The organism is Edaphosphingomonas haloaromaticamans (assembly GCF_001853345.1).
Classification (GTDB): domain Bacteria; phylum Pseudomonadota; class Alphaproteobacteria; order Sphingomonadales; family Sphingomonadaceae; genus Sphingomonas_E; species Sphingomonas_E fennica.
On sequence record NZ_MIPT01000001.1, the window covers coordinates 1,927,536 to 1,947,769 of the forward strand.

A 20,234-nucleotide genomic window follows, 5' to 3' on the forward strand; every position below is an offset into this window, starting at 1 on the left:
CTTCTTCCGCGGTGACGCGGCTATATTCCTGCTTGTCGCGGCTGGCGCAGACGATGATGTCGCGGCCCGATCCGGCGGCATCGGCCCGGCAATCGGTTTCCGGCGGCTTCATCTTGCCGAGATCGAAGTCTATCGGCGGGGCTATATTNGCGGCTTGCAGGGCGATCGCGATCGATAACATGCCGCCTCCCGATATTCGGCACGACGTTATTTGCGGTTCTGGGCGCAAATATGGCCGGATCGGCGAGGGCAAGCGGCGGCAGGCAAACGGCGCAACGCCGCTTTGCCTCGCTTCGACTCACGCGGGATTGACCGGACCGGCCTGAAAACGCACAGATTCCCATGATGCGTATTCGGGGGGCATGGCTGTTGGCGATGCTGGCGCTTGCCGCCTGCGTCGGCCCGTCGCGGGAAAAGCCCCGCCGCCCGCCCGCGCATCGCCCGCCGCCCGTGGCCAAGGCGGATGATCCGCGCGAGCTGAAGCAGTGCCTAGCCGATCTCGGCAAATATGGCGCCCAGTTCAACGTGCTGCCGGATCGCTGGTTCGGCAATGGCTGCTCGGCCACGGGCGCGGTGCAGCTCGTTGCCATCGGCATTCCCGTCACCAATCTCGGCGCGATGAAGTGCCGCACGGCGGAACGGCTGTCCGCCTGGACGAACGAGGCGGTGCAGAATGCCGCCATGGCCTGGCTGGACAGCCGGGTGGTGAAGATCGAGAGTTTCGGCACCTATAATTGCCGCCCGCGCAACGGCGTGGCGGGCGCCAAGCTTTCGGAGCATGGCCGCGCCAACGCCGTCGATATCGCCGCCTTCCAGCTTGCCGATGGCCGGCGGATCACGGTGGAGAAGGGGTGGCGCGGGCCGGACGCCAACGTCCGCAACTTCCTGCGCGCGGTCCACAAGGCGGCCTGCCGGCGCTTCGCGATCGTCATCGGCCCGGACGGCGATGCCGCCCACTACAACCATTTCCACTTCGACATGGGCGCCGACGGGCCATATTGTAAGTGAGCCGAAAGGCCCCATTTCGATAAGGTGCCGGAACGCACCAAATCGATAACAGAACAAGGCTAATTTGCTTTCCATGAGTAACCGAGAGATTCCCAAGCGCGTCTTCCCGCCCGCGAAGGACGACGCCGCTTCCGCGCGGCATGTGACGCCGGCGCCCCAGACCACCGATCCCGCCTACCGGCTCGCCTTCCAGGACATGGATTTCCTGCTGCGGGACGATCTGCGCCCGGTGCGCTTCCAGCTCGAGCTGATGAAGCCGCAGCTTCTGCTGAACGAGGCGAATATCGGTTCCACCTTTGTGATGTATGGATCGGCCCGCATACCGGAGCCGGCCAAGGCCGACATGCTGGTCGATGCCGCCGTCACCGATACGCAGCGCCGCATCGCCGAACGGCTGAAGGCCAAGGCGCATTATTATGACGAGGCGCGCAAGCTCGCCGCGCTCGCCAGCCAGTCCCCGCTCGACGCGGAAGGGCGGCGGCAGTTCGTCGTCTGCTCGGGCGGCGGCCCCTCGATCATGGAAGCCGCCAATCGCGGCGCCGCCGATGTCGGCGCGGATTCGATCGGGCTCAACATCGTGCTGCCGCACGAGCAGGCGCCCAACGAATATGTCACGCCGTCATTGAGCTTCCAGTTCCACTATTTCGCGCTGCGCAAGATGCATTTCCTGCTCCATGCGCGCGCGGTGGCGGTGTTCCCCGGCGGCTTCGGCACCTTCGACGAGACGTTCGAGCTGCTTACCCTGATCCAGACCGGCAAGATGAAGCCGCTGCCGATCCTGTTCTTCGGCCGCGAATTCTGGGATCGCGTGATCGATTTCGAGGCTTTGGTCGAGGAAGGCGTGGTTTCGCCCAACGATCTCAAGCTGTTCCGCTTCGTGGAAACGGCGGACGAAGCCTGGAATCATGTGAACGCCTATTGGGCGAAGCGCGAGCTGGAGCAGCGCGAGCAGCAGCAGGCGGCGGAATAGCCGCCGGCTCCGCCGCCACCCCGGCGGGGTCCGGGGCGGCGAGGGCCGGCTCCTCCGGCCCCCTGCCTCAGGAGATATCGATCCTGAGCCGCGTCAGCCGCACGCTGGCGATCCGCCAGCCGTCCGCCTCGTGCCGGTAGGTCTCGTGATAATGGCCGTATCCGTGCAGGAAGGTGTAGGGCACGGTCGCGCCCGGCCCCACCCATAATTTGTCCTCCATCGCCCAGATGCCGGTGGCCAGCTTCGGCGATGTGAAGGCGATTTCGGGCATGTGGCCGTGGTGCACGGTGGTGATGTTGGCCAGGATCGGCGCCAGCATCGCGATATAGGCGTCCGCGCCCGCGATCAGGGCCTGCGGGTTGGGCGGATCGGTGCCCTCGCGGAAATCCGCGTGCAGGTCGTCCGTGAACACGGCGCGCAGGCCGGCCCAGTCCTTCAGGTCCATGCAGCGGAAATATCGCGCCTTCAGCGTCTTTATCTCCTCGATGGCCAGCAGCCTCTCGATCGCGTCCATCCGTGCCTCTCCTTTGTCCGTGGCCAGATTGTCCGGTGGGCGGCTGATGGAAAAGCCCGCATCCGCCCCAAGAATCGCTTTATGGCGCCGGGGCGAAAGGCACGTCATTCAGGATGAAGTCGCCGGCCTTGCCGCCTTCCTGTCGCTCCACCTAGCTTGAACGGCAGGGATCGGNGGGCCGGCGCCCGCCGCTGAAGACAGAAAAAGAGCGAGAGAGAGTGAGCGATAATCCCAGCGCGCCCGCCGGCGTGAACCTGACGCATCTCCAGCGTCTCGAGGCGGAAAGCATCCATATCCTGCGCGAGGTGGTGTCCGAGGTCGAACGGCCGGTGATGCTCTATTCGGTCGGCAAGGATTCGGCGGTCATGCTGCATCTGGCGCGCAAGGCCTTCTATCCCTCGCCGCCGCCCTTTCCGCTGCTCCATGTCGATACGACGTGGAAGTTCAGGGCGATGTATGAGCTTCGCGACCGGATGGCGAAGGAAAGCGGCATGGAGCTGCTGGTCTATCACAACCCCGAAGCCATGGAACGCGGCATCAACCCGTTCGATCACGGATCGCTCCACACCGACATGTGGAAGACGGAAGGGCTGAAGCAGGCGCTCGACAAATACGGCTTCGACGCGGCTTTCGGCGGCGCGCGCCGCGACGAGGAGAAGAGCCGCGCCAAGGAACGCATCTTCTCCTTCCGCTCGGCCAATCACCGGTGGGACCCGAAGAACCAGCGGCCGGAGCTGTGGCGCCTCTACAATGCGCGCAAGGCGAAGGGGGAGAGCATCCGCGTCTTCCCCATCTCCAACTGGACCGAGCTGGATATCTGGCAATATATCCACCTGGAGAACATCCCGATCGTTCCCCTCTATTTCTCCGCCCCGCGCCCCACGGTGGTGCGCGACGGGCTGACCCTGATGGTGGACGACGATCGCTTCCCGCTGCGCCCCGGCGAGGTGCCGGAGATGAAGTCGATCCGCTTCCGCACGCTCGGCTGCTACCCGCTGACCGGCGCCGTGGAGAGCGAGGCGAAGACGCTGCCGGAGGTGATCCAGGAGATGCTCCTCACCACCACGTCCGAACGCCAGGGCCGCGCGATCGACCACGATCAGGCCGCCAGCATGGAGAAGAAGAAGCAGGAGGGATATTTCTGACGGACGGCGGCGGCCGTGCGTCATCCTGACGAAGGTCAGGATCTCCCTCCCCGAGAGCATGCTCTCAACCGCAAGAGATCCCAGCCCGCGCTGGGATGACGGGATTGAACCATGACGACCAATGAAAGCTCCTACAAGGCGCAGGACCTCATCGCCGAGGATATCGACGCCTATCTGAAGCAGCACCAGCACAAGTCGCTGCTGCGCTTCATCACCTGCGGTTCGGTGGATGACGGCAAGTCCACGCTGATCGGCCGGCTGCTCTACGATTCCAAGATGATCTTCGAGGATCAGCTCGCCGCGCTGGAGGCGGATTCCAAGCGCGTCGGCACGCAGGGGCAGAATATCGATTTCGCCCTGCTGGTCGACGGCCTCGCCGCCGAGCGCGAGCAGGGCATCACCATCGACGTCGCCTACCGCTTCTTCTCAACGGAAAAGCGCAAGTTCATCGTCGCCGACACGCCGGGGCATGAACAATATACCCGCAACATGGTAACGGGCGCGTCCACCGCCGATCTCGCCGTGATCCTGATCGACGCGCGCAAGGGCGTGCTCACCCAGACGCGGCGGCACAGCTACCTTGCCCACCTGATCGGCATCAAGAATATCGTGCTGGCGGTGAACAAGATGGACCTGATCGATTACGATCAGGAACAATATGAGGCGATCGTCGAGGATTATCGCGTTTTCGCCACCTCGATCGGGATCGGCGATTTCGTGGCGATGCCGATTTCCGGCTTCAAGGGCGACAACATCACCGGCCCGTCGCCCAACACGCCCTGGTATCAAGGCCCCGCGCTGATCGAGCATCTCGAGACGGTGGAGCTGGACGTCACCACCGATCAGGCCAAGCCGTTCCGCATGCCGGTGCAGTGGGTGAACCGCCCGAACCTCGATTTCCGTGGATTCTCGGGGCTTGTCGCCACCGGCACGGTGCGGCCGGGCGATGCGGTGCGCGTGCTGCCTTCGGGCAAGACCTCCACCGTCGCCCGCATCGTCACCATGGACGGCGATCTCGACGAGGCGGTGGCCGGCCAGTCCGTCACCATCACGCTGGCCGACGAGGTGGATTGTTCGCGCGGGGACGTGCTGTCCGTCGCCGATACGCCGCCCCAGGCGGCCGACCAGTTCGAGGCGACGATCGTCTGGATGGCAGATGAGGAGATGCTCCCCGGCCGTCCCTATTGGCTGAAGCTCGGCACCCAGACGGTGACGGCCAGCATCCAGGCGCCCAAATATCAGGTCAACGTCAACACGATGGAGCATCTGGCGGCCAAGACGCTGGATCTGAACGCCATCGGCGTCGCCAACCTGTCGACCGATCGGCCGCTGGTGTTCGAACCCTATGAGGCGAACCGCGATCTGGGCGGCTTCATCCTGATCGACAAGCTCACCAACGCCACCGTGGCGGCCGGCATGCTGCACTTCTCGCTCCGGCGCGCGCAGAATGTCCACTGGCAGGCGCTGGACATCAGCCGCGAGGCGCATGCCAACCTCAAGAACCAGAAGCCGGCGGTGCTGTGGTTCACGGGGCTTTCGGGCGCGGGCAAGTCCACCATCGCCAACCTGGTGGAAAAGAAGCTGCACCGGATGAACCGGCACACTTTCCTGCTCGACGGCGACAATGTCCGCCACGGCCTGAACAAGGATCTCGGCTTCACCGATGCCGATCGCGTGGAGAATATCCGCCGCGTCGGCGAGGTGGCGAAGCTGATGACCGATGCGGGCCTGATCGTCATCACCGCCTTCATCTCGCCTTTCCGCCAGGAACGGCAGATGGTGCGCGACATGATGGCGCCGGGCGAATTCTTCGAGGTGCATATCGATACGCCGCTGGCCGATGCCGAGGCGCGCGACGTGAAGGGCCTCTACAAGAAGGCGCGCTCCGGCCAGCTCGCCAACTTCACCGGCATCGACAGCCCCTATGAGGCGCCGGCCAATCCCGAGGTCCGCATCGACACGACGAAGATGACGCCCGAGGAAGCCGCCGACCTGATCGTCGAGGAGCTGCTGAAATGAGCACGCTGTTCGAAGGCATCATCGGATCGGACGTCGATCTCGCCCGCCGCATCGCGGAAACCGCCGGCCACATCCTCGTCACGCTCCAGAAATCGGGGCTGTTCGAAGGCAAGGCGCTGGGCAAGGCGGGCGATCGCGTCGCCAACGCCTTCATCATGGAGGCGCTGAAGCAGCAGCGCCCCGACGACGCCGTGCTGTCGGAGGAGGAGAAGGACAATCCCGAGCGCCTGAAGCGCGAGCGGGTGTGGATCGTCGATCCCCTCGACGGCACCCGCGAATATGGCGAGGAACGCACCGACTGGGCGGTCCATGTCGCGCTCGCGGTCAACGGCCGGGCCACGGTCGGCGCGGTGGCGCTGCCCGGCATCCCGCTCACGCTCTGCACCGAACGCAGCTTCGGCGCGCTCGTCGGTAGGGGCAAGCCGCGCATGCTCGTCAGCCGCACCCGCCCCGCGCGGGAAGCGGTGGCAGTCGCCGAGAAGCTGGGCGCGGAGCTGGTGCCGATGGGCTCGGCCGGCGCCAAGGCGATGGCGGTGGTGCGCGGCGAGGCGGAGATCTACCTCCACTCCGGCGGCCAATATGAATGGGACAGCTGCGCCCCCGTCGCGGTGGCGCAGGCGGCGGGCCTCCACGTCAGCCGCATCGACGGCAGCCCGCTCGTCTACAACCAGGCGGACGTCTACCTTCCCGATCTCCTGATCTGCCCGCCCAGCTATGCCGATCAGGTGCTGGCGCTGATCCGGGAACTGGAAGCGGCCTGACGATCGCCCGGGGTAGCCCTTTTCCAGGGCTACCCCGGTCTCGAACTACTGCCCCTTCAGGATAGCGAGCAAGGCACGCGCCGCCGCATCGTCTCCGCTATTGAGCGCGGCTTCCAGTTGTTCCCGCGCAAGCTGCGATTGGAGCTGCGCTATATGCGCCTCATTTTCCGCGGCGGCCTCGCGCAGTGGCTTCAAAGGATCGCTTGAAGGCGGCTGCTGGAGTTTCCGCAGCTTTTCGGCATTTTCCAGCTCCGCGATCTGCGCGGTCAGCGCCTTGCTCTTTTCGCTCTGCGCATATTCCAGGTCGGATCGGCGTTCCGTTTCGCGTTTTTCCATGGCATCGGCCATGGTCGTCGCCGCGTTGGCGGCCGAGGCTGTCGCGGCCTCAAGTGCGGCCTTGGTCGATTTCAGATAATAACGTTCGAGCCGTCCGTCCGCGCTCAGGAACACGCCCAGATCCTTGGCCTGGAACATGGGGACCTTGAACTTCAGGAAGCGCAACTGGCCGAGCTGCGGGAAATTGGCTGCCTCCACTTCGGCCAGATCATCTTCGAGGGCGCAGCCGACGTCCGTGGCGAGTGCCTTGCGGCAGACGAGCAGCTTCCCCTGCGCGGGCTCGCGAATGAAGACGCCTTCGTCATATGCCGTGTCGCGGGCGTGCCGGATGCGATAGGCCTTATCAAGATCGTCGACCGCTTCGTCGGTCAGGCGTTTGTGCAGGCACTCCGCATCGTTGGGGGCTCCTGCCGCGCAGTCCTTGGCAAGGGGCCATTCGGTGCGGACGGCCAGGTGCAGCTCGAGGTGATGTTCCAGGCAGGCTTTCAGCGTGCTGCTGCCGAGGCATTCGGCCGGGACCGTGGGCGTGGATTGCGTGGCGGCGCTCGCCAACTCAGCGGCGAGATCCGTGGATTGTGCCTTGGTGGTGCTGTTTCCGAATGGCGATACGGCTTTCATGCCGGCAAGCGCCCGTATCTCGCTGGATAGCGCGGACATGTCCACCCCGCCCACGGGGACGACACGCTGGGCGGTGCCCATCGTCACCAGCTTTTCCAGTTTCTCGCGCGCGCTATTCCCCAGCGGCAAATCCTGTTGGCGGCCGGCCTCGCCATAATGCTCCGGCCAGCGTGCGATCTCTTTCACGCTCAGCGCTTCCAAGGCCTTGGCCTTGCTGTCCTTGGCGCCTTCGATGGCGGCATTCGCCCGGCGCTGTTCCAGCAATATCGCCTGCCACCGCCCCTTTGCTTGCCGGGGCGTCTTCAGCTTGAGCCTGAGTTCCTCGGTCAGCTCTTCCATGGCCTTGTTGGCGCCGATCAGCGCCTTCGTCTCTTCCTTGATCGCCTTGTCGGCATCGGTGAGCGTTTTCAGGTTCTGCTTCGCCTCATCGGTGCAGATTACCTGCGTTGGCCCGATCGGCTGCAATTTGAAATTGCTGGATTTGTTAGACAGCACGTTCGCGTCGCCGGAAGTCGGCGGTATGGCGGCGGCACCTGCGCCCGCTACCACCGCAACTGGCGGCACTCCCGCCGCCAGCATGACGCCGGCGGCGGCGATCTTGGCGGCATTCTCGACGACCTGACCGGTGCGATCTTCCGCCGCCACGCCGATCGATTTCAGCGTGCCGTTGGGATAATAGTTCATTTCCAGGCTGGAGGTCTTGAGGAAGCCGGTCAGCCGCGGGTCCAGCATATAGGCCTCGCCGGGGACATAGCTTTTCTCGGCCGCGACATCGGTGGAGAATTTGAGGCTCGTCGGTTTGCCTTCGATCATGCCACCTGGGCATTCGGCAAGAGTTCGCACGATCGTCAGTTCGTATCGCGCCATCGGCAGCCTGTAGGTCAAACCCGGCAGGGCATCTCCCGCCTCCACGGTCTGTTCCCGATATGGCGTGGTGCGGATCGTTGCGCAGCCGGCCAGCAGCGATGACGCGATCAATAAAGATGCTGAAAAGCGTGTCATGGAATGCCTCCCCCCAAAGGCTGCCACGATGATATTATGATTTTCGATGGATCATCAATTCGAAAATAGAATTGATTAGATTTTCTGAAGGGGAAATTTATCTGCGATGGTCGGGTTGATCTGCTTGCGGATAGGTCGAGACCTGCATCTGTTTGGATTGTTTTTCCGGGATTTCCCAGCCGGCCGCTCTAACCCGCATCGAAGCAAAATCCGGAACGCTCCGCCCGAAACCATAAGCGAAGCCGGCAGTCTTCCTTCCCGATTTGCGCCATTATCGTCCGCAGGGAAGGGAGCCTTGAGAGCATGAAATTCTGGCAGAATCTGAGCTGGATCGAAACCGATCAGCAGATCGAATGCGCCCGCTTCGCCGAGGAGGTCGGCTTTGACGGCGTCATGCACGGCGATCATTTCTGTTTTCCCGATGTCATCCGCAGCCGCTATCCCATGTCGCCCGACGGCGCGGCGCCGATGCCCACCGACTGGGCCTATCCCGATCTCTGGGTGACGATGGCGGCGCAGGCGGCGGTGACCAGCCGGCTGCGCTTCGCCGCCGCCATCTACACCATGGCGACCCGGCACCCGATCGTCACCGCCAAGGCCACCGGCACGCTGGCGCTGCTTTCCGGCAACCGCGCGATCGTCGGCGTGGCGCCGGGCTGGATGAAGGAGGAATTCGACGCCGCCGGCATCCCCTTCGAACGGCGCGGTGCGCGGCTGGACGAGGCGATCCGCGCCACCCGCAAGCTCTGGGGCGGCGGCGCGGTCGAGCATCATGGCGAATTCTACGATTTCGGGCCGGTCCGGCTAGAGCCGATGCCCGGCTATGCGCTGCCCATCTATATCGGCGGATCGGGCGAGGTCGCGTGGAAGCGCGCGGCGCGGCTGGGCGATGGCTGGATCGGCGGCGGCGATGCGCCGGAGGATGTGCCCGAACTGCTCGCCACCCTGAAGCGCCTGCGCGCCGAGGCTGGCCGGGCGGACCAGCCGTTCGAAACCATCCTGCCGCTCACCCGGCCGGCCAGCGTCGATGAGCTGAAGCGCCTGCACGCGGCCGGCATGGATGCCACCGTCGCCTATCCCTTCATGCTCACCATCGGCCCGCGATCGACGATCGACGAGAAGAAGCGCGCGATGGAAGCCTTCGCCCGCGATTATATCCGCGCTTTCGCCTGAGCTTTCGGCCGATCGGCGGGAATCCGCCGCGCTCCCGGCACGGGCGGGCGCGGGCGCGATTCCCCATGGGCGCCGATTGCGGCAGATTCCCAAGCATATCAGCGGGGAGGGGGGCGATGCAGGCGCGATCTGGTGGAAAGGCCTTTGCCGGGGCGGCGCTGGTGGCGGGGATCGCGCTTCTGGCCGGTTGCGCCTCGAAACGGCAGGCCCGGCCCGAACAGCCGTCCGCCGCCCGGCCCGTGCCCCCGGCCGGTGCCGCGACCAATCTGGTCGTCCCGCCGGCGGACGGGCAGGGCGGCTATCGCACCATCAATGACGGGCTCGGGCAGGACGAGGCCGTCTGGCACCTCCGCTCCGCGCTCAACGTCGCCGCGCTGAGCTGTTCGGGCACGAATATCCCCGCCGATTACAATGCGTTGCTCACGCAGCGGAAAAGCCTGTTCGCGAAAGCCTATGCGGCGGAGGTGGCGGGGCACAGGTCCGGCGGCAATATCGCCCTCGATCGCCACATGACGCAGCTCTACAATTTCTACGCGCAGCCGCCTGCCCAGGCCGGCTTCTGCGCCGTCGCCCGCGATGTCGCGACCGAGGCGCGCGGCGTGGGAACGGGGGCCTTCCCCGCCTTCGCCATGTCCGCGCTGGCCCGGCTGGAGCGGCCGTTCGACGATTTCTACCGCGCCTATGACGATTATCGCGTCCAGCTCGCTGCGTGGGAGCGCGGCGATCAGGTCAGGACGGCCGCCGTTCCGGCCGCGCGCGCCGCGCCGACGGCGCTGGCGGCGGCATCGCCGGCCCCGAAGCAGGCGGCAGCGGCGGCTTCCCGCGCTGACGCCATGGACGCGTCGTCGGCCTCGTGGCGCATCCAGCTCGGCGCCTTTTCGGGCGAGGATGCGGCGCAGGGCGCCTGGCGGAAGATCAGCGCGCGGATGGCCGACGTCGCCGGCTTCAAGCCGCGTTACGAAGCCGTGCCGGGGAAGAAGCTGGTGCGCGTGCAGGTCGGCCCGCTCGGCAGCCGGGCGGATTCGATCCGGCTATGCGCCGCCGCCGCCGCCGCCGGCTTCGATTGCTTCCCCGTCGTCGCTTCCTGATCCGGCGGCGCAGGCCGTGGCGCTCGCAAAGGCAATGCGCACGGCCTCGTCCAGCGGCAGGGCGCGATGGGCGTCCGCGATGATCTCCACGCCGATCGGCCCGGTATAGCCGATCTCGCGCATCGTGCGGACGAAGCCCGCCGTGTCCAGCGCGCCGTGCCCCGGTGGCAGCCTGTCCCCGATGGTGGCGTCCATCATGTCGCGCGCCGGGTTCGGGATCGCATCGTTGATCTCGATCCCCACGATCCGATCGATCGGGATGGCGCGGATCTGGTCGTCATCGATGCCGCCGTGGCGGACGTGCCAGATGTCCAGATAGAGGCCGCCATCCGCGCCGCCCACCACCTTCAGCCCTGTGGCGGGATCGGCGATGCCGGAAAAGGGCAGCAACTCGATCGCGGGCCTCACGCCCGATCCCCGGGCGTCGCCCGCCACGCCCGCATAACATTCGGCCAGATGCTCCAGCGGCCATTCCTCGCCGATCGGCCCCATCAGCTTCAGGTGGCGCGCGCCCACCGCCGCGCCGAATTCGATCAGCATGTGCCGCATGGCATCGGATTGCCGGCGCCGCTCTCCTACGGCGAACCAGTCGCCCAGGCATTCCACCTCGATGTCGGTCAGCCCATGGTCGCCCAGCATCCGCGCGATCTCGGCCGGGCGGTATCGTTCCAGCAGGCGGGCGAGGTCGCTGTGGAGGAAGCCGATGCCGCTGAACCCGGCGCCTGCGGCAGCCCTGATCCTGTCCGGCAGCGAATGCGGGCTGGTGCCGTCCGATCGCAGCGGATGCTGGTTGCCGGCGATCGTCCAGTGGCAGGCGATCAGCCTGTTCTCGCGCCTCTCCATGCTCCTATCAGACGACGGCGCGGCGGCGCCCGCAAGGATCGAGGCTTCTCGATTCAGGCAATCGGCGGTGGTTGCGCGTCGTCGGTCGGCAGATCGGGATCGATATGCGCCCAGCGCGGCGCGGCCGATGTCCAGATCGTCATCTGCGGCCCGATCAACCCGGGATCGTCCAGCGCGCCGGCCCGGATGATGGTGAGGTGCGGCCGCTCGTCCGCCTTGCTGAACAATTGCGTGCCGCATTGCGGGCAGAAGCCGCGCCGCATGTGGTTGCCGGAATCGGCCAGCGTCTCATGCCAGCGCACCTCGCCCTCCACGTGCAGGGCATCGGCCGGGAAGGTCACGTTCACGGTGGCGCTGCCGGCCCCCAGATACTGGCAGAGGCGGCACCAGCAGGCCCTGGCGCCGAGCGGCGCGGCATCGGCCGTGAAGCGCACCGCGCCGCACAGGCAGCCGCCGGAAACGCTCACCGCCGGCCCCGCATCAGGCAAACCCGCATCAGGCGATGGCCGCGACCAGGCCTTCGAACAGGCGGCGGCCGTCGGTGCGGCCGTGCGCCGGCTCCATCATCCGTTCGGGGTGCGGCATCATGCCCAGCACGTTGCCCGCATCGTTGAGGATGCCGGCGATGTCCCGCGCGGAGCCGTTCACCTGCTCGCCATAGCGGAAGGCGACGCGGCCTTCGCCCTCGAGCCGGTCCAGCGTTTCCGCGTCAGCGGTGTAATTGCCGTCATGATGGGCGACGGGGATGCGGATTTCCTCGCCCACCTCGTAGCGCGAGGTGAAGGCCGACTGGCTGGTGCCGACGGTCAGCGTCACGTCGCGGCAGACGAAGTTGAGGCCGGCGTTGCGCATCAGCGCGCCGGGCAGCAGCCCCGCCTCGGTCAGCACCTGGAAGCCGTTGCACACGCCGAGCACGGCCACGCCGCGGGCGGCGGCATCGGCCACGGCGCGCATCACCGGGCTGCGCGCGGCCATCGCGCCGGCGCGAAGGTAATCGCCATAGGAGAAGCCGCCCGGAACGCCGATCAGGCCCACGCCCTCGGGCAGCTCCGTCTCGCGGTGCCACACCATCGCCGGCGCCTCGCCGGTGACGTCCCGGATGGCGACGGCGAGATCGCGATCGCAGTTCGATCCGGGGAAGACGATGACGGCGCTCTTCATGCCGCGATCCGCTCGATCCGGAAATTCTCGATGACCGTGTTGGCGAGCAGCTTGCGGCACATCGCCTCGATGTCCGCGTCGCTGGTGCCGTCGGCCAGCGAAAGTTCGATCAGCTTGCCGGCGCGGACATCCTCCACGCCGGAAAAGCCGAGGCCCTCCAGCGCATGGTGGATGGCGCGGCCCTGCGGATCCAGAACGCCGTTCTTGAGGGTGACGTAGACGCGCGCCTTCATGCGATTCAGCCCGATGATGATTTGGATTGGCGGGCTTATGCGCCCGGGGGGCCTGGCTTTCAACCTTCCGTTGGCGCGGACGCCCCGCGCCAACGGCAAGTCGTTACTTTTTCTCGCGATTCTTGCGGTGCTTTTCGAGGTCGAGCACCGTGGTGTCGCCCTCCGGCAGCAGGCCGAGGCGGCGTGCGACCTCCTGATAGGCCTCCACCTCGCCGCCGAGGTCGCGGCGGAACCGGTCCTTGTCCAGCTTCTCGCCCGAGGTCATGTCCCACAGGCGGCAGCCGTCGGGGCTGATCTCGTCCGCCAGGATGATGCGGCTGTAATCATTGTCCCAGATGCGGCCGAATTCGAGCTTGAAGTCGACCAGCCGGATGCCGACGCCCGCGAACAGGCCGGACATGAAATCGTTCACGCGGATGGCGAGGTCGGCGATGTCGTGCATCTCCTCCTGGCTCGCCCAGCCGAAGCAGGCGATATGCTCGTCCGTCACCAGCGGATCGCCGAGCGCATCGTCCTTGTAATAATATTCGATGATCGTGCGCGGCAGCTGCGTGCCTTCCTCAATGCCCAGCCGCTTGCTGAGCGATCCGGCGGCGACGTTGCGCACGACCACCTCGATCGGCACGATTTCAACCTGGCGAATGAGTTGCTCGCGCATGTTGAGGCGGCGGATGAAGTGCGTCGGCACGCCGATCTGGCCGAGCAGGGTGAAGACATGCTCGGAAATCCGGTTGTTCAGCACGCCCTTGCCCGAGATCGTGCCCTTCTTCTGCGCGTTGAAGGCGGTCGCGTCGTCCTTGAAATACTGGATCAGCGTGCCGGGCTCTGGGCCTTCGTAAAGGATCTTGGCCTTGCCTTCGTAGATCTGGCGGCGGCGGGACATGGGCGCGGGCTCCCCGGGCGTTAAAAGAAGATCGCCCCGGACGCGGCGTCTGGGCGACGCGCAGCCGAGGCGGATGGACGGCCTATAACTCAAGGCCGGGCATGTGGCAACAAAGCCGGGCCGGCGGGGGCGGTGCCTTCGCCGGCCGCGGCCGATCAGCGGTAGAAGATATGGTCGCCCAGCACGCCGGCGCGTTCGCGGGTCCGGAAGAAGCGCGGCGGGGCCTGGTAGGAGGCGTGGTAGAAGAGGGCGCCCGGCATCACATCCGGGGCCTTGCCGGCCATCGCCTCGCGCGAAACCTCGACGGCGGTGCGCCACTGCGCGGTGGTGCGGCGCGGATTATAGGTGTTGGTGTTGAAGAACTGGCCCGGCTGGTGCGCCACGCCGCACACGGTATCGGCGAAGCGGCCCGATTCGAGGCGGTTCATGATGAGCTGGGCGACCGCGAGCTGCCCGGCGCGCGACTGGTTCGCGGCTTCGTGGTGGACGACCTTGGCCATGCATTCCAGCTCGGGATCGTCGATGCGTTCGGCCGAAGCCGTGGCTGTGGTGGCAGCGCGGGTGTCGCGCGCCGGAATATCCAGGGAAAGCGCAGGGGTCTCGACCGCTTCGCCCGGAGCATCCGCGACGATCGCGGGCGCAGTCTCTTCGGCGACGATGGCGGGAAACGCTGCGGAAACGGTGGCGGCCAGGGAGGTTTCGGAAGCGAAACCGAAGGTGGCCGGAACGGCCATCGCCATCGCGGCGGTGGCGGAGATATAGAGTTGGCGGCGGGAAGCGCGGAACGACATTCAAGGCTCTATCGAATGCGCAAAAGCCGTCCGTGCCCCCAAAACCAAACACTTGGGCGCGGCCGAAACTTTCACGTCTTGTCGATCAGCAGGGTAGGGACAGGATAGTCGCGATCCCCCGCAGCGACCGGATCGGCACCCACATCGGGTCGGCGGGGCGAGGAGTCAAATGTCGCACGACGAGTCGTTACGCTCACGGGACGGCCCGATGCACGTTCCGGGGAACCCATTGAGAAAACGGGTGGCTTGGCGGGCCGGTGGCGGCCCCCGTCGAATCGCGATGCGGCGTTGTGGCCGACGGCGGAATGCATGTAGAGCAGGCGAAGCTTAATGAAGTGTGAGCGATGAACCAGCATCCGGCCCGGCAAGAAGACGACGAACGCAATCTCGCCACCGAGATCGAGGACGTGATCGATCACGCCGTCGAGGAAGCGCTGGACAGCGCGCGGGCCGAGAATGCGGAGATGGCCTATCGCCGCGATCGGCTGCTCGCGGCGCTGACGCTGCTGGGCGGGGCGGGCCTGTTCCTCGGCACGCCCTTCGCGCTCCGGTCGGGGGCGGAATTCTTCCTTCCGGTGACGGCGGCGCTCGTGGTCGCGATCGCGCTGGTGCCGCTGCTCGAATGGCTGGAGCGGCGGCGCGTGCCGTCCGCGCTCGCGGCCTTCGCCTGCATGTCGCTGTTCCTGGGCGCGGCCAATATCGCCGTCGCCCTCATCGTCGTGCCGGCCAGCGACTGGTTCGCCCGCCTGCCGGAACGCGCCGGCCAGATGCGCGCCAACCTTTCGCCGCTGATCGAGCTTTACGCCAGCTTCGAACGTTTCATCGACGATCTGGTCCACACCTTCGCGCGCAAGCCGACGGCGGCGGCGACGGTCGCGGTGCAGACGCCCAATTCGCTGCTGGAAATCGTGGCTTCCTCCGCGCCTTATGCCGCGATCCAGATGTTCTTCGGCATATTGGTGGTCTTCTTCTTCCTGTCCGGCTGGACGCGGATGCGCCGCCGAATCATCCAGAGCCGGTCGAGCTTTTCCAACGCGATGATGACGGCGCGGGTGATCCAGGAGATGGTGGATTCCACCTCCGCCTATCTGGGCACGATCACCATCATCAACATGTCGCTGGGCGCGCTGGTGGCGGTGGCGCTGTGGGCGATCGGCATGGAAACGCCGATGATGTGGGGCGGCATCGTCGCGCTGCTCAACTACATCCCCTATCTCGGGCCGATCGCGGCGGCGCTGCTGCTGGCGGCGGGCGGGCTGATGACCTATCCCGACGTGTGGGTGGGCCTGGCGCCGGCGGCGATCTTCGTCGCCATCCACCTGATCGAGGCGAACGTGCTCACGCCCACGCTGGTGGGGCGGCGGCTGACGATCAATCCGCTGCTGATCCTGATCGCCCTGAGCTATTGGGGCTGGGTGTGGGGCACCACGGGCGCGCTGCTGGCGGTGCCGCTGCTCATCATCCTCAAGACGATATTGGATGCGGCGGGCAAGCCGGACATCGCCGGCTTCCTGTTCGAGGAAGGCACGCTCACCAACGGCCATCATGACGAGGTGATCGCCGCGATGGAGGCCGAGCGCGAGGCGAGGCGGAGTTCTCCACAATAATCCTTCCATGGCGGTTGACAGCCATCGGGGGCGGTTCTAGGGAGCGCGCCTCATCGCTTCGATGCGGGTGTAGCTCAGTTGGTTAGAGCGCCGGCCTGTCACGCCGGAGGTCGCGGGTTCGAGCCCCGTCACTCGCGCCATTCCCTGTAACGGGGGTGGTTTTCGNNAGGNTCGNNCTTCNNNTTNNNTGCGGGTGTAGCTCAGTTGGTTAGAGCGCCGGCCTGTCACGCCGGAGGTCGCGGGTTCGAGCCCCGTCACTCGCGCCACTTCCCATGCATCAGCATGCAACGCAGCCATGCAGCGGGAAGGGCGCCCTTCGCGCTCCCCACGCGCCTTCAATCCTTCCAGACGCCCAGCTCCATCCAGCGCAGCAGGCGCTTCATCGGCAGCGCCCATAGCCAGGCGAACCCCGCCACGACATAGAGGGCCATCGCGATCCACTCCGGCGGCGAAAGCGCCTCGACGATCGTCACGGCGGCGAATGCCCACAGGCCGATCAGCGCCAATATCAGGAACATGCCTGCGGGTTTGCGCCAGCTCGGGGTCATGCGGTCTCCGGTTCGATCCATTCGCGTTCGGTGGCGATCGCGTGGAGCGGCATGTCCCACGGATCGGCCGGCACCTCCTCCACTTCTTGCGCGGACCATGCAAGGCCGATCCTGCGGATATCGGGAAAGCGCGCGAACAGCCGGTCATAATAGCCGGCGCCCTGGCCCATCCGCATCAGCCGCCGGTCGAAGCCGACCAGCGGCGTGACGATCAGGTCCGGCAGGAGCGCGGGCGCGCCGTCGGCGGGCTGGAGCAGGCCGTGGCCGCCGGCGACGAGCGTGTCGCCGGGGCGCCAGCGATGGAAGGTCATCGGGCTTTCGGGGGTCGTGACGCGGGGCAGGGCGACGGCGCGGCCGCGATCGTGGAGCGCGTGGAGGAGGGGGCGGGGGTCCGCTTCCGACCCGATCGGCCAATAGCCGGCGATGACGCGGGCGTCCCGGATATGGGGAAGGGCCTGGGCGGCGAGGGCGTCGGCCGCCTCGCGCAACCGCCCCTCGCGATCGAGCAGCGCTGCGAAGTCGCGCCGCCGGCCGCGCAGCGCGCGCCGCAGGTCGGCCTTCGCCGGGATCATGCCGCCCGGATCATGCCGAAGCCGGGCCGTGGGCGGCAGGAGGAAAGGCGGCTGGAGGGTTGGCGGGACCACCATGGCCGTTTTCCGGAATATCCTCTGACGCCGTAAACGTCAGGTGGGGGCCGTGTGTTTTGGACCAGGGTCCTCACAGGGACAGCTCCCTTGGATGATGAATCGCCTCAGGGATGTTCAAAGGCTCGTACCGGGCAGTGCCCGCCGTCTTTCTATTTAGGCGTCCGTCCGGCCGGGCTCAAGGGCGATCGGCGTCGTTCAAGCCGGCCAGCGCTTCCAGCCGGTCGGCCAGGCGCTCCAGCGCGGTCAGCGCGGCGGGCTCGATCGCCGCCGGCGTCGCGGCGGGGGCGGGGGGGGCGGCCGTGCGGGGCGCCGCGCCGCGCTTGGCCTCGTCCAGCTCGTCGGCCAGCAGCAGGGAGGCGAAAAGGAACTGGCGCACCTCGTTCAGGCCGCCCACCGCCTGCGTCGCCCGCGCCATCCGCTCGTCGATGATTGCGGCCAGCCGGCGGAAATGCGCCTCCTCGCCGTCGCGGCACGCGAGCGCGTAGCGGCGTCCGCCGATATCGAGGTCGACTTCCGCCATCAGCCCGCCTTCCGCTGGTCGATGATCGCCGTCAGCCGCTCCATCGCCGCGCTGGTGCGCTCGCGCAGGCGGCGTTCCCGCTCGGCCAGCAGGTCGTAGCGTTGCTGCAGCTGGCCCAGCGCTTCCATGGCGGGATCGCCGCCGGGGCGGCCGGAACCCCGGCTTTCGAGGCGGGCGAGGGCGCGTTCGATGCGATCGATCGCGGAAATCAGGCGCTCGTCGGTCATCGCCGCACGCATAGCACGGCTCGGGCGCGCATCAATATCGCGCACCGCGCGCCCGGTGCATTCCACCGTGGTTGACGATCGGTGCTCCGCGCTACAAAGGGACCCGCGATCCCATTCGAATCGCCGCAGCCCCTGCGGTTTCCATCCCGCTTGATATACAAGGCTTGCCCATGACCGTCGCTCCCAAGCAACTCGCCAACGCCGTTCGCGCGCTGTCGATGGATGCCGTGCAGGCGGCCAATTCCGGGCATCCCGGCATGCCGATGGGAATGGCCGACGCCGCGACCGTGCTGTTCACCCAATATCTGAAGTTCGATCCGCAGGCGCCGAAATGGGCTGATCGCGACCGCTTCGTCCTGTCCGCCGGCCATGGATCGATGCTGATCTATTCGCTGCTCCATCTTACGGGGTACGCCCGTCCGACGATGGCGGATATCCGGAATTTCCGCCAGCTCCACAGCCCGTGCGCGGGCCATCCCGAGAATTTCGAGCTGGCCGGCGTGGAAGCGACCACCGGCCCGCTGGGCTCGGGCTTCGCCACCGCCGTGGGCATGGCCATCGCCGAACGCCACCTGAATGCCACCTTCGGCGACGACCTTGTCGATCACCGCACCTGGGTGATCGCCGGGGACGGCTGCCTGATGGAAGGCATCAACCATGAGGCGGTGGGCCTGGCCGGCCATCTCGGCCTCGGCCGCCTGATCGTGCTGTGGGACGACAACCGCATCACCATCGACGGATCGGTGGACCTTTCGTCGAGCGAGAACGTGCTCGGCCGCTACGATGCCTCGGGCTGGCACACCATCGCCTGCGACGGCCATGATCCGGCCGATGTCGCCCGCGCCATCGATGCCGCCATCGCCGATCCGCGCCCGTCGCTGATCGCCTGCCGCACCGTCATCGGCTATGGCGCGCCCAACAAGCAGGGCACGTCGGCCACCCACGGTTCGCCGCTGGGCGGGGACGAGGTCGCCGCCGCCCGCGCCGCGCTGGGCTGGGATTCGGCCCCGTTCGAGATTCCGGCGGACATCGCCGCCGCCTGGGCCGAGGCCGGCGCCCGCGGCGCGCCCGTCCGCGCCGAATGGGAAAAGCGGCTGGCCACGCATGCGCAGGGCGCTGAATTCACCCGCCGCATGGAAGGCCGGCTGCCGGTGAACGCCGCCGCTGCCGAACATATCCAGGCGCTGCTCGCCAATCCGCAGAAGGTCGCCACGCGCAAGGCTTCGGAAAACGCGCTCGAAGCGCTGACCGCCGCGATCCCGGAGATGGTGGGCGGTTCGGCCGATCTCACCGGTTCGAACAACACCAAGACCAAGATCCAGCAGCCGCTGACCGCCAAGGATTATTCCGGCCGCTACATCTATTACGGCATCCGCGAATTCGGCATGGCCGCCGCGATGAACGGCATGGCGCTGCATGGCGGCGTCATCCCCTATGGCGGCACCTTCCTGGTCTTCTCCGATTATTGCCGCCCGGCGATCCGCCTGTCGGCGCTGCAGCGGACCCGCGTCGTCTATGTGATGACGCACGATTCGATCGGGCTGGGCGAGGATGGCCCCACCCATCAGCCGATCGAGCATCTCATGTCGCTCAGGGTGATGCCCAATCTCGACGTCTATCGCCCCGCCGATGCGGTGGAGACGGCGGAATGCTGGGCGCTTTCGCTGGAGAAGGCGGACGGCCCGTCGCTGCTGGCGCTGAGCCGCCAGAACCTGCCGCAGGTGCGGACGGGCGCGGACGAGAATCTTTCGGCGAAGGGTGCCTATCGCCTGCGGGGCGCCACCGCCGCGCGCAAGGCGGTGATCGTCGCCAGTGGTTCCGAGGTGGAAATCGCGCTCGGCGTGGCGGAAAGGCTTGAAGCCGCCGGCATCGGCGCCGATGTCGTCTCCATGCCCTGCTGGTCGCGATTCGATGCGCAGACCCCGGAATATCGGGCGGAAATCCTGCCCGCCGACGTGCTGAAGATTTCGATCGAGGCCGGCACGACGATCGGCTGGGAACGTTATGTTGGGCTTGACGGCCTGCGCTTCGGCATCGACGGCTTCGGCGCGTCGGCGCCCGCGCCGGCCCTCTACGAATATTTCGGGCTCACGCCCGATGCGATCGCGCCCAAGATTCTTGCGGCGCTTGGCAACTAAGG

At 66.7% G+C, this 20,234-nt stretch carries 21 protein-coding genes and 2 tRNA genes; 11 read left to right on the forward strand and 12 right to left on the reverse strand.

The features are described 5' to 3' along the window. Nucleotides 1-345: 345 nt before the first annotated feature. Both BHE75_RS08755 and BHE75_RS08760 read left to right on the forward strand, forming a co-directional pair. A complete protein-coding gene (locus tag BHE75_RS08755) occupies nucleotides 346-1,008 on the forward strand; it encodes an extensin family protein (RefSeq protein ID WP_070935669.1) in 663 nt (220 codons plus the stop codon). Nucleotides 1,009-1,081: 73 nt separating this feature from the next. Next, a complete protein-coding gene (locus BHE75_RS08760) occupies nucleotides 1,082-1,978 on the forward strand; it encodes a TIGR00730 family Rossman fold protein (protein WP_015460226.1) in 897 nt (298 codons plus the stop codon). 67 nt (nucleotides 1,979-2,045) lie between these two features. On the opposite strand, the gene BHE75_RS08765 is transcribed toward BHE75_RS08760, so the two are convergent. After that, nucleotides 2,046-2,492, reverse strand: a complete 447-nt coding sequence (locus BHE75_RS08765; protein ID WP_070933635.1) for a nuclear transport factor 2 family protein — start codon at nucleotides 2,490-2,492, stop codon at nucleotides 2,046-2,048. 218 nt (nucleotides 2,493-2,710) lie between these two features. Here BHE75_RS08765 and cysD point away from each other — a divergent pair, with 218 nt between their 5' ends. The 3 genes from cysD (at nucleotide 2,711) to BHE75_RS08780 (ending at nucleotide 6,417) form a co-directional block, all read left to right on the forward strand. Next, complete coding sequence (cysD, locus tag BHE75_RS08770; protein ID WP_015460228.1) at nucleotides 2,711-3,637, forward strand: sulfate adenylyltransferase subunit CysD; 927 nt, start codon at nucleotides 2,711-2,713, stop codon at nucleotides 3,635-3,637. Between the two features lie 111 nt (nucleotides 3,638-3,748). Next, nucleotides 3,749-5,656 (forward strand): sulfate adenylyltransferase subunit CysN, encoded by a 1,908-nt coding sequence (cysN, locus tag BHE75_RS08775; RefSeq protein WP_070933636.1) that lies wholly within the window; start codon nucleotides 3,749-3,751, stop codon nucleotides 5,654-5,656. After that, nucleotides 5,653-6,417: a 3'(2'),5'-bisphosphate nucleotidase CysQ gene (locus BHE75_RS08780; RefSeq protein WP_015460230.1), complete on the forward strand. Its 765-nt coding sequence runs from the start codon at nucleotides 5,653-5,655 to the stop codon at nucleotides 6,415-6,417. The genes cysN and BHE75_RS08780 overlap by 4 nt, the downstream gene beginning before the upstream one ends. 45 nt (nucleotides 6,418-6,462) lie before the next feature. Here the strand turns inward: BHE75_RS08780 and BHE75_RS08785 are convergent, their stop codons facing one another. Beyond that, complete coding sequence (locus tag BHE75_RS08785; protein ID WP_139181681.1) at nucleotides 6,463-8,373, reverse strand: hypothetical protein; 1,911 nt, start codon at nucleotides 8,371-8,373, stop codon at nucleotides 6,463-6,465. Between the two features lie 303 nt (nucleotides 8,374-8,676). Between BHE75_RS08785 and BHE75_RS08790 the strand changes: the two genes are divergently transcribed. Both BHE75_RS08790 and BHE75_RS08795 read left to right on the forward strand, forming a co-directional pair. After that, nucleotides 8,677-9,546, forward strand: coding sequence for a TIGR03619 family F420-dependent LLM class oxidoreductase (locus BHE75_RS08790; RefSeq protein ID WP_070933638.1), 870 nt, complete (start codon nucleotides 8,677-8,679; stop codon nucleotides 9,544-9,546). Nucleotides 9,547-9,662: 116 nt separating this feature from the next. After that, nucleotides 9,663-10,634, forward strand: a complete 972-nt coding sequence (locus BHE75_RS08795) for an SPOR domain-containing protein (RefSeq protein WP_070933639.1) — start codon at nucleotides 9,663-9,665, stop codon at nucleotides 10,632-10,634. Here the strand turns inward: BHE75_RS08795 and BHE75_RS08800 are convergent. From BHE75_RS08800 to BHE75_RS08825, 6 genes are all read right to left on the reverse strand, one after another. Continuing rightward, nucleotides 10,578-11,477, reverse strand: a complete 900-nt coding sequence (locus BHE75_RS08800; protein WP_070933640.1) for a sugar phosphate isomerase/epimerase family protein — start codon at nucleotides 11,475-11,477, stop codon at nucleotides 10,578-10,580. The genes BHE75_RS08795 and BHE75_RS08800 overlap by 57 nt on opposite strands. 53 nt (nucleotides 11,478-11,530) lie before the next feature. Beyond that, the gene (locus BHE75_RS08805; RefSeq protein ID WP_041865551.1) at nucleotides 11,531-11,944 is read right to left on the reverse strand and encodes a GFA family protein; all 414 of its coding nucleotides are present in this window, start codon (nucleotides 11,942-11,944) and stop codon (nucleotides 11,531-11,533) included. Nucleotides 11,945-11,972: 28 nt separating this feature from the next. Then, nucleotides 11,973-12,638, reverse strand: a complete 666-nt coding sequence (purQ, locus tag BHE75_RS08810) for a phosphoribosylformylglycinamidine synthase subunit PurQ (protein WP_015460236.1) — start codon at nucleotides 12,636-12,638, stop codon at nucleotides 11,973-11,975. Beyond that, nucleotides 12,635-12,871, reverse strand: coding sequence for a phosphoribosylformylglycinamidine synthase subunit PurS (gene purS / locus BHE75_RS08815; RefSeq protein ID WP_015460237.1), 237 nt, complete (start codon nucleotides 12,869-12,871; stop codon nucleotides 12,635-12,637). The genes purQ and purS overlap by 4 nt, the downstream gene beginning before the upstream one ends. A gap of 103 nt (nucleotides 12,872-12,974) precedes the next feature. Beyond that, nucleotides 12,975-13,754 carry a phosphoribosylaminoimidazolesuccinocarboxamide synthase gene (gene purC / locus BHE75_RS08820; RefSeq protein WP_015460238.1) on the reverse strand — a complete coding sequence of 260 codons (780 nt, stop codon included), beginning with the start codon at nucleotides 13,752-13,754 and terminating at the stop codon, nucleotides 12,975-12,977. A 155-nt stretch (nucleotides 13,755-13,909) separates the two neighbouring features. After that, nucleotides 13,910-14,545, reverse strand: coding sequence for a cell wall hydrolase (locus tag BHE75_RS08825; protein WP_070933641.1), 636 nt, complete (start codon nucleotides 14,543-14,545; stop codon nucleotides 13,910-13,912). Nucleotides 14,546-14,889: 344 nt separating this feature from the next. Between BHE75_RS08825 and BHE75_RS08830 the strand changes: the two genes are divergently transcribed. The 3 genes from BHE75_RS08830 (at nucleotide 14,890) to BHE75_RS08840 (ending at nucleotide 16,418) form a co-directional block, all read left to right on the forward strand. After that, entirely contained in the window at nucleotides 14,890-16,152 is a 1,263-nt protein-coding gene (locus BHE75_RS08830; protein ID WP_015460240.1) for an AI-2E family transporter, read from the forward strand. 63 nt (nucleotides 16,153-16,215) lie between these two features. Continuing rightward, nucleotides 16,216-16,292 (forward strand) — tRNA-Asp (locus tag BHE75_RS08835). Between the two features lie 49 nt (nucleotides 16,293-16,341). Beyond that, nucleotides 16,342-16,418: transfer RNA gene (locus BHE75_RS08840), tRNA-Asp, on the forward strand. Between the two features lie 69 nt (nucleotides 16,419-16,487). Here the strand turns inward: BHE75_RS08840 and BHE75_RS08845 are convergent. The 4 genes from BHE75_RS08845 to BHE75_RS08860 form a co-directional block, all read right to left on the reverse strand. Beyond that, on the reverse strand, nucleotides 16,488-16,700 hold the full coding sequence (locus BHE75_RS08845) for a DUF2842 domain-containing protein (RefSeq protein WP_015460241.1): 213 nt from the start codon (nucleotides 16,698-16,700) through the stop codon (nucleotides 16,488-16,490). After that, on the reverse strand, nucleotides 16,697-17,347 hold the full coding sequence (locus tag BHE75_RS08850) for a 5-formyltetrahydrofolate cyclo-ligase (protein WP_084653032.1): 651 nt from the start codon (nucleotides 17,345-17,347) through the stop codon (nucleotides 16,697-16,699). The genes BHE75_RS08845 and BHE75_RS08850 overlap by 4 nt, the downstream gene beginning before the upstream one ends. Before the next feature lie 175 nt (nucleotides 17,348-17,522). Then, nucleotides 17,523-17,867 (reverse strand): cell division protein ZapA, encoded by a 345-nt coding sequence (locus BHE75_RS08855; RefSeq protein WP_070933642.1) that lies wholly within the window; start codon nucleotides 17,865-17,867, stop codon nucleotides 17,523-17,525. Next, complete coding sequence (locus tag BHE75_RS08860; RefSeq protein ID WP_107395903.1) at nucleotides 17,867-18,094, reverse strand: hypothetical protein; 228 nt, start codon at nucleotides 18,092-18,094, stop codon at nucleotides 17,867-17,869. Before BHE75_RS08860 ends, BHE75_RS08855 begins: the two co-directional genes overlap by 1 nt. A gap of 170 nt (nucleotides 18,095-18,264) precedes the next feature. Between BHE75_RS08860 and tkt the strand changes: the two genes are divergently transcribed. After that, the gene (gene tkt / locus BHE75_RS08865) at nucleotides 18,265-20,232 is read left to right on the forward strand and encodes a transketolase (RefSeq protein ID WP_070933643.1); all 1,968 of its coding nucleotides are present in this window, start codon (nucleotides 18,265-18,267) and stop codon (nucleotides 20,230-20,232) included. Nucleotides 20,233-20,234: the final 2 nt, after the last annotated feature.